The sequence below is a fragment of the Neobacillus drentensis genome (assembly GCF_036965425.1).
GTDB lineage: Bacteria > Bacillota > Bacilli > Bacillales > Cytobacillaceae > Neobacillus > Neobacillus drentensis_F.
In genome coordinates this window covers 1-6721 of sequence record NZ_JBALPP010000203.1, presented here as the reverse complement: position 1 = coordinate 6721, position 6721 = coordinate 1, and the positions used below count along the sequence as shown (strand labels likewise).

General features: G+C 39.5%; 6 protein-coding genes. All 6 read left to right on the top strand.

Annotation, left to right across the window (positions count from 1 at the left end):
- The first annotated feature begins 151 nt into the window (after positions 1 to 151).
- The 6 genes from V7161_RS29970 (at position 152) to pcp (ending at position 6551) form a co-directional block, all read left to right on the top strand.
- Positions 152 to 793 carry a hypothetical protein gene (locus V7161_RS29970; RefSeq protein WP_335716410.1) on the top strand — a complete coding sequence of 214 codons (642 nt, stop codon included), beginning with the start codon at positions 152 to 154 and terminating at the stop codon, positions 791 to 793.
- 153 nt (positions 794 to 946) lie between these two features.
- Positions 947 to 1090: a sporulation histidine kinase inhibitor Sda gene (sda, locus tag V7161_RS29965; RefSeq protein ID WP_335716409.1), complete on the top strand. Its 144-nt coding sequence runs from the start codon at positions 947 to 949 to the stop codon at positions 1088 to 1090.
- Between the two features lie 270 nt (positions 1091 to 1360).
- Entirely contained in the window at positions 1361 to 2320 is a 960-nt protein-coding gene (locus tag V7161_RS29960; RefSeq protein ID WP_335716408.1) for an aldolase catalytic domain-containing protein, read from the top strand.
- A gap of 380 nt (positions 2321 to 2700) precedes the next feature.
- Positions 2701 to 5058, top strand: coding sequence for an FdhF/YdeP family oxidoreductase (locus V7161_RS29955; RefSeq protein WP_335716407.1), 2358 nt, complete (start codon positions 2701 to 2703; stop codon positions 5056 to 5058).
- Between the two features lie 24 nt (positions 5059 to 5082).
- Entirely contained in the window at positions 5083 to 5886 is an 804-nt protein-coding gene (fdhD, locus tag V7161_RS29950; RefSeq protein WP_335716406.1) for a formate dehydrogenase accessory sulfurtransferase FdhD, read from the top strand.
- Positions 5887 to 5903: 17 nt separating this feature from the next.
- Entirely contained in the window at positions 5904 to 6551 is a 648-nt protein-coding gene (gene pcp, locus V7161_RS29945; RefSeq protein ID WP_335716405.1) for a pyroglutamyl-peptidase I, read from the top strand.
- The last annotated feature ends 170 nt before the right edge of the window (positions 6552 to 6721 follow it).

Here is a 6721-nt window from a genome sequence, read left to right as displayed (position 1 = left end):
ATTGACGAATCATGACCTATATGTGTAAAATACATATATGGTATTTTTGTAAAACATAATCGTGACCTAGTATTCTTGAACTCTACATACCTCTTTTTTCATTTAGAGGATAAAATAGAGAAATTTACAAAGTAAATGAGGAGGAATAAAGATGGCCCAAAAGGTAATTCAAAAAGAAGATGTCGTAAAAAATGAGGTTAAAAAGGTAGAGGCTCCAAAAGTAGAGGTTGCAAAAGTTGAAATTCAAAAGGTAGAGCAGCAAAAAGAAACAAGTTATGTTACAGAGTCATTTATTGAAACATTTTGGGATCAAATTGAAGGTGCAGTAACTCGTACAAGAGAATATAGAGCACAACGCCAAGAACTTTACTTAAAAGCTATTAAGGAAACAACTAAGTTCAATGGAGTTTACCGCAAAACGTTAAAGGGTCTCTATGAGCAAGCAACAAAATTTAAAAGCGATTTGCGTAATGGCTTATTCCAAAACTCTATTATTAAAACAAATGAAGCTACTCAAGAAGTGACTGAATCTTTAAAAGGACAAGTAAGTGAAGCAGCTAGTAAACTAGAGGAGCTTTATTTAACTCCAATTAACACAGCCTTTGATTTAATGGAAAGATCAGAAAAGCTTGTTGAACAAAATAGCGAGTCATTCATTAAATATACCAATGAAGCATTTAATGCTTGGGAAGCTGTCACAGACAACTATTTAACACAAGCTAGGAAAACTCATCACAATATTGCTGAACGATTAGAAGATAGCGTACGTATACTTGTTGCTCCAAGTAAATAAAATAAAAATCTAAAGAAACCACATTCATAATTGCACAAGTTTTTGAAAAATAAACAATGAGTTACAATGGCTGATGACATTTTACAACTTAGTATTCCTTTCTTATATTCTTAATTGAAAGAAGGTATTTGAGTAAAGTGGAGTGAGACACAAATGCAAAACCTAAGCAATGAACATTTGCTAGAAGCATTTAATTCTGCTATTAAGTTAAATCTTAGCAAGGACTTTATTCTGCTTTTGGCTAATGAGTTAAACACACGAATTATTATTCAATCACCCAAAAATGACTATTTATAAGCTAGTAAGGTGATTTAAGGGACGTTATCGAGATTAAGCTGCAGTTGGCGGGTTAATTATTGTAATTAATAGAATGGAACTGCTCAAAATGATGGGCAGTTTTTTTATTCCATAACACATACATACTAGATTCAGAGAGAGTATTTTTGGTAAATAGATTGACTTATCTGAACAAATTATGATATAAACACCATAAGTTATTTTAGTACTTAAAAGCATGAAAGTTAAAAATAATATTCTTAATTGATGGAAACAGGGGGAAAAACGATCATGGAACAACGCACCAAAATATTAGACTGTACCATTCGAGACGGAGGCTTGGTTAACAATTGGGACTTCAGTGTCGAATTTGTTCAAGATTTGTATAATGGCCTTAGTGAAGCCGGTGTTGAATACATGGAGATCGGCTACAAAAATTCTCCAAAGCTTCTTAAAGCGACTGAGCCAAATCCATGGAGATTTCTAGACGATAATTTCCTAAAAGAAATTATTCCTGAGAAAAAGTTTACCAAGCTTTCTGCTTTGGTTGATATTGGACGAGTTGATCCAAACGACATTCTTCCGAGAGAACAAAGCGTATTGGATATGATTCGAGTGGCGTGTTATATCCGGGAAGTGGATAAAGGATTAGAGTTAGTGCAAATGTTTCATGATTTGGGCTATGAAACATCCTTAAATATCATGGCTTTATCAAGTGTACCTGAACAACAGCTGATCAAAGCGTTTCAATTGGTGAAAGAGAGTCCTGTCGATGTTGTGTACATTGTTGATTCTTTCGGAAGCCTAGATCCTGTTGATATCGACCATCAAGTGAAAAAGTTCAAAGAGTTGATTCCTAACAAGCAGCTTGGTATCCACACCCATAACAACATGCAGCTTGCATTCGCTAATACTTTGACGGCAATTCGAAATGGCGTTACATTTTTGGATTCTTCCGTTTATGGCATGGGCCGTGCAGCTGGTAACTGCAACACAGAGCTTTTGGTCAGCTACATTCAAAAACCAAGCTATGAGCTTAAGCCAGTTCTTGGCATCATAGAGAAGCATATGCTGGAGATGCGACAACAGTGGGAGTGGGGGTATATCATTCCTTATATGATTTCTGGTGTACTGAATGAGCATCCACGTGTCGCAATGGCGTACCGCGATAGCGAGGACCGTGATAAATTTGTTGATTTTTATGACAAGGTAACATCACCCGAGGTTGCTCTGGCCCCAAATTTAAAATAGGTCGAAAATGAAAAACTCGCCAATCTTGAATTGCACCCTTCATTGTTGGACTCATTCTAACAATGAAGGGAGTAGTTCAAGAGAGCGAGTTTTGTTTGTTTATGTCTTGAATTGAATGCGCTTCCATGGTAATATAAAAACCATCAATTGTGAACAAGTTGTGAATATTAAGAAGATTTATCATTTACAAGTTTAACAGGAAGCATAGGAGTTTCGTGAATAAATTTAATTAATAACTTTTACCGAATGACAGTTTGTTGGTAGTTGGCAGCGAACCTGTATGAGGCTAACCACCTTGGAGAATTCATCCTCTTATGCGATGAATTCTTTCCCAGGTGGTTTTTTGTTGGTATTTAGAATATTTAGAGGAGGAGCGTATTATGGGGAAAACATTGCATCCGGGGCCGCAGAAAAAATCAATGGTGCCGGCACCAAAACACTGGGTAAGTCCCATTCCATTTGGGCTGGGTAAAATAAAACCAAAACATATTCGTGATACTATGAAAGTCGCTTGGGAGAATAAAGATAATTTGGGTTATGCAGCCAATATTATCACCAAAGGGGTTTGTGATGGCTGTGCCCTTGGTGTTTCCGGTTTATATGACCAGACATTAACAGGGCCGCATGTTTGTACAACCCGCTTAAATGTGTTAAGGCTCAATACGATGCCAGCGATTAAGCAGGAAATTCTTCATGCAGACATTGACGAATTAAGGAAATTTGACAGTTCTGAGCTTCGGAAGCTCGGACGTATCCCCTATCCGTTAATTCGAAGAAAAGGGGAACGGAAATTTTCGCGTCTCTCATGGGATCAAGCGATGGAAATGATTGCTCTGAAAATGCGGGACTTAAATCCAAAACAATATGCTTTTTATCTTACGGCACGCGGGATTACAAATGAAAGCTATTATGTGGCAGGGAAGGTGGCCCGTTTTCTCGGGACCAATCATATCGATAATGCATCCCGGATATGTCATGCACCAAGTAAAACCGCTTTAAAGCGTTCTATAGGAGTAGGGGCTTCCACCTGCAATTATTTAGATTGGATTGGCACTGATGTCTTGTTATTTTGGGGAAGTGTTGCATCGAATTCCTCACCTGTATCCTCCAAATATATGCTTGAGGCCAAGAAAAAAGGAACCAAAATCATTGTCGTAAACCCGTATCGGGAGCCAGCGATGAATCAATATTGGATCCCCTCAAACCCGGAATCGGCACTGTTTGGAACAAAAATCGCGGATGATTTCTATCAAGTCAACATTGGCGGTGATATCGCCTTCATGCATGGGATTATCAAACATTGGTTTTCAATGGAAGAGAACCAATATGGATCAGCGATTAATCATGAGTTTATTGAGGCACATGTACATGGCTATGAAGAGCTAAAGAAAAAGGTTCAAGAACAAAGGTGGGAATCCATCGTTGAATCCTCAGGTGTTCCAAAGGAACGAATTATAGAGCTGGCAGAGCTTTTAGCCAAAAGCAAGAATGCTGTGTATGCATGGGCACTTGGACTTACAATGCATTCCTTTGCAACAGACAATATCTCTCAAGTGGCAAACCTGGCCCTGCTTCGGGGACATCTTGGACGAAAGCATGCCGGTCTGATGCCGTTCCGTGGCCACTCTAGTGTACAAGGAAGCGGCGAAATGGGTGCAGACCCATTCGTATTACCTGGCGGGGGCTGGGATTTGACTAACGCAGAAAGAATCGAAAAGCTTTGGGGATTTGAACTTCCAAAGTGGCAGGGAGATATCGTGGGGGTAACACTGGAAAACATCGTGCTCCCGGATGATCACGAGCGAAAAATCAAAATGTATTACTTATCCGGTGGGAACTTTTTAGAAACGATGCCTGATCCTGATTTTATTGAAAAAGCATTATCTGAATTGGAGGTTCGTGTTCACCAGGACATTATTTTAAACACCTCGACCTTGGTTGATGCTAAAGAGGCGGTTATTGTATTGCCGGCAAAAACACGATACGAGCAGGAGGATGGCGGCACGAGTACTTCAACGGAACGGATGGTATATTTCTCGCCTGAGATTCCCGGAAATAAAAATAGAATCGAAGAAGCAAGAGCAGAATGGAAAATTTATATGGATCTTGCCAAGCGTGTCAAACCCGAATCGGCCCATTCGATTCATTTTGCCAATGGTTATGCCGTCCGGGAGGAAATCGCGAAAGCAAATCCTGATTATGAAGGCATCCAACACCTGAAAAACCAGGGAGACTCCTTCCAGTGGGGCGGCGCATGGTTATGTGAGGACGGGATTTGTCCGACCTCTGATGGAAAGGGAACATTGATTCCAGTTGAGATTCCAGATTTAAATAAAAAACCTGAACAATTTATCGTCACTTCCCGCCGCGGCAAGCAGTTTAATTCAATGGTTTATAACGAGGTGGATCCGTTAAACGGTGCTGGCCGGTATGACGTTCTTATGAATGCAGCTGATGCCAAAAAGCTGAGCATCACGGAAGGTGAAGGAATTGTTGTATATAACGGTTTTGGCGTATTCCAAGGCCAAGCAAAATTCGTTGAAATTGCACCAGGGAATATTGAAGTTCACTTCCCGGAAGGAAACTTCTTGCTTCCGCGCGGCCGGTATGAGAAATTTGCTGGAATTCCGGATTACAATATCACGGTTAATGTTGAAAAGGCAGAGAGATATAATGCTAGAAAAGATACAGTTTATCTGGAAAATCCAATTCCCGACCTGGAAACAGAAGTAGGTTAATACTAATAGAAAGGAGAAAGTGCTGTGATAAATGAAATCACTACCTCGCAAAACATTGTCAGGTATAATGGACATCGATTTGTTGAGGCTGAGGATGATATAGCTATCGAATCAGCCTTAACGATCATATTAGACGGTGACGAGTTTGCCACAATGGTATGTACCCCTTCTGAATTGCAGGAATTGGTGGTTGGGTTTTTAGCATCTGAGGGAGTGATTCGGAGCTATCAAGATATCAAATCGCTTCACATCGATGAGGATAAGGGATTCGCTTATGTGGATTTAATAAACCACCATTCAATACAAAAAGATTTTCATTCGAAGCGATTTATTGGATCCTGTTGTGGGAAAGGGCGTCAGTTTTACTTTCATAATGATGTCAAAACGGCAAAAACCGTCAGATCAAATTTGACGATTACACCTCTTCAATGCTGCAATCTAATGGAGAAGCTTCAGGAAAGCTCTCTACATTTTCAGCAAACAGGGGGCGTGCATAATGCCGCTTTATGCACCAAGGACGGAATCATCATTTCAAGATCCGATATTGGACGGCATAATGCTTTGGATAAACTTTTTGGCTATTGCATTATCCATAAAATTTCACTAAAGGATAAGATTATAGCCTTTAGCGGCCGAATCTCATCGGAGGTTTTGCTAAAAGCAGCTAAGATTGGAGTGGGCATAATCCTATCGAAATCTGCCCCAACGAATCTTGCCTTAAGTCTGGCGGATGACCTTGGAATTACCGCGGTTGGCTTTATTCGTGAAAACGGATTTAATGTGTACACCCATCAAGAACGTATTCAAGAATTAGTAACTCAAGACTAATGGTGAGGGAAATGGCAATGAAAAAGATACTAGTTACAGGTTTTGACCCGTTTGGCGGTGAGCCTGTCAATCCCGCGCTCGAAGCCGTAAAGCAATTAAATGGAAAAGTAATTAGAGGCTATGAAGTTATTACAAGTGAAATACCTACGGTTTTCGGCAAAGCCATTACCAGGCTTATTGAGGCAATTGATGAAATCAATCCAGACCTTGTCATTTGCGTGGGTCAGGCAGGAGGGAGGTCCACAATCACTCCGGAACGGGTAGCCATCAATGTGGATGATGCAAGAATCGCAGATAACGAGAATAATCTGCCAATCGACTTAGAGATTGTTCCAAGTGGGCCATCTGCATACTTTACCAATCTGCCAATCAAAGCAATGGTAAAAAATATGACCGAAAACGGAATTCCTGCTTCCGTTTCGAATACTGCCGGAACATTCGTCTGCAATCATATTTTCTATGGTTTAATGAATTATTTGGATATAAGCGGAAAGGGCATCCGTGGCGGTTTTATCCATATCCCATTTTTGCCGGAACAAATTGTCCGGAATCCCGGACAACCAAGTATGAGTCTGGATTTGATTGTAAAGGGACTTGAACTGTCTATTGAAGCAGCTATTTTAAATGAAAAAGATCTAACAGTGGTTGGCGGAGAAATTTGTTAATTAAAGGAATAGGATTATATAAATTTGTTTAGATATTATTTGTGATAAATGTATTATTATTATAAAATCCCATTATATACAAAATATTATATAAAGTAATGCATTGGAGATTTTATAATGGAATATTTATCGCTAAAAGACCATGTCTATAAATATATCGTAGAGCAAAT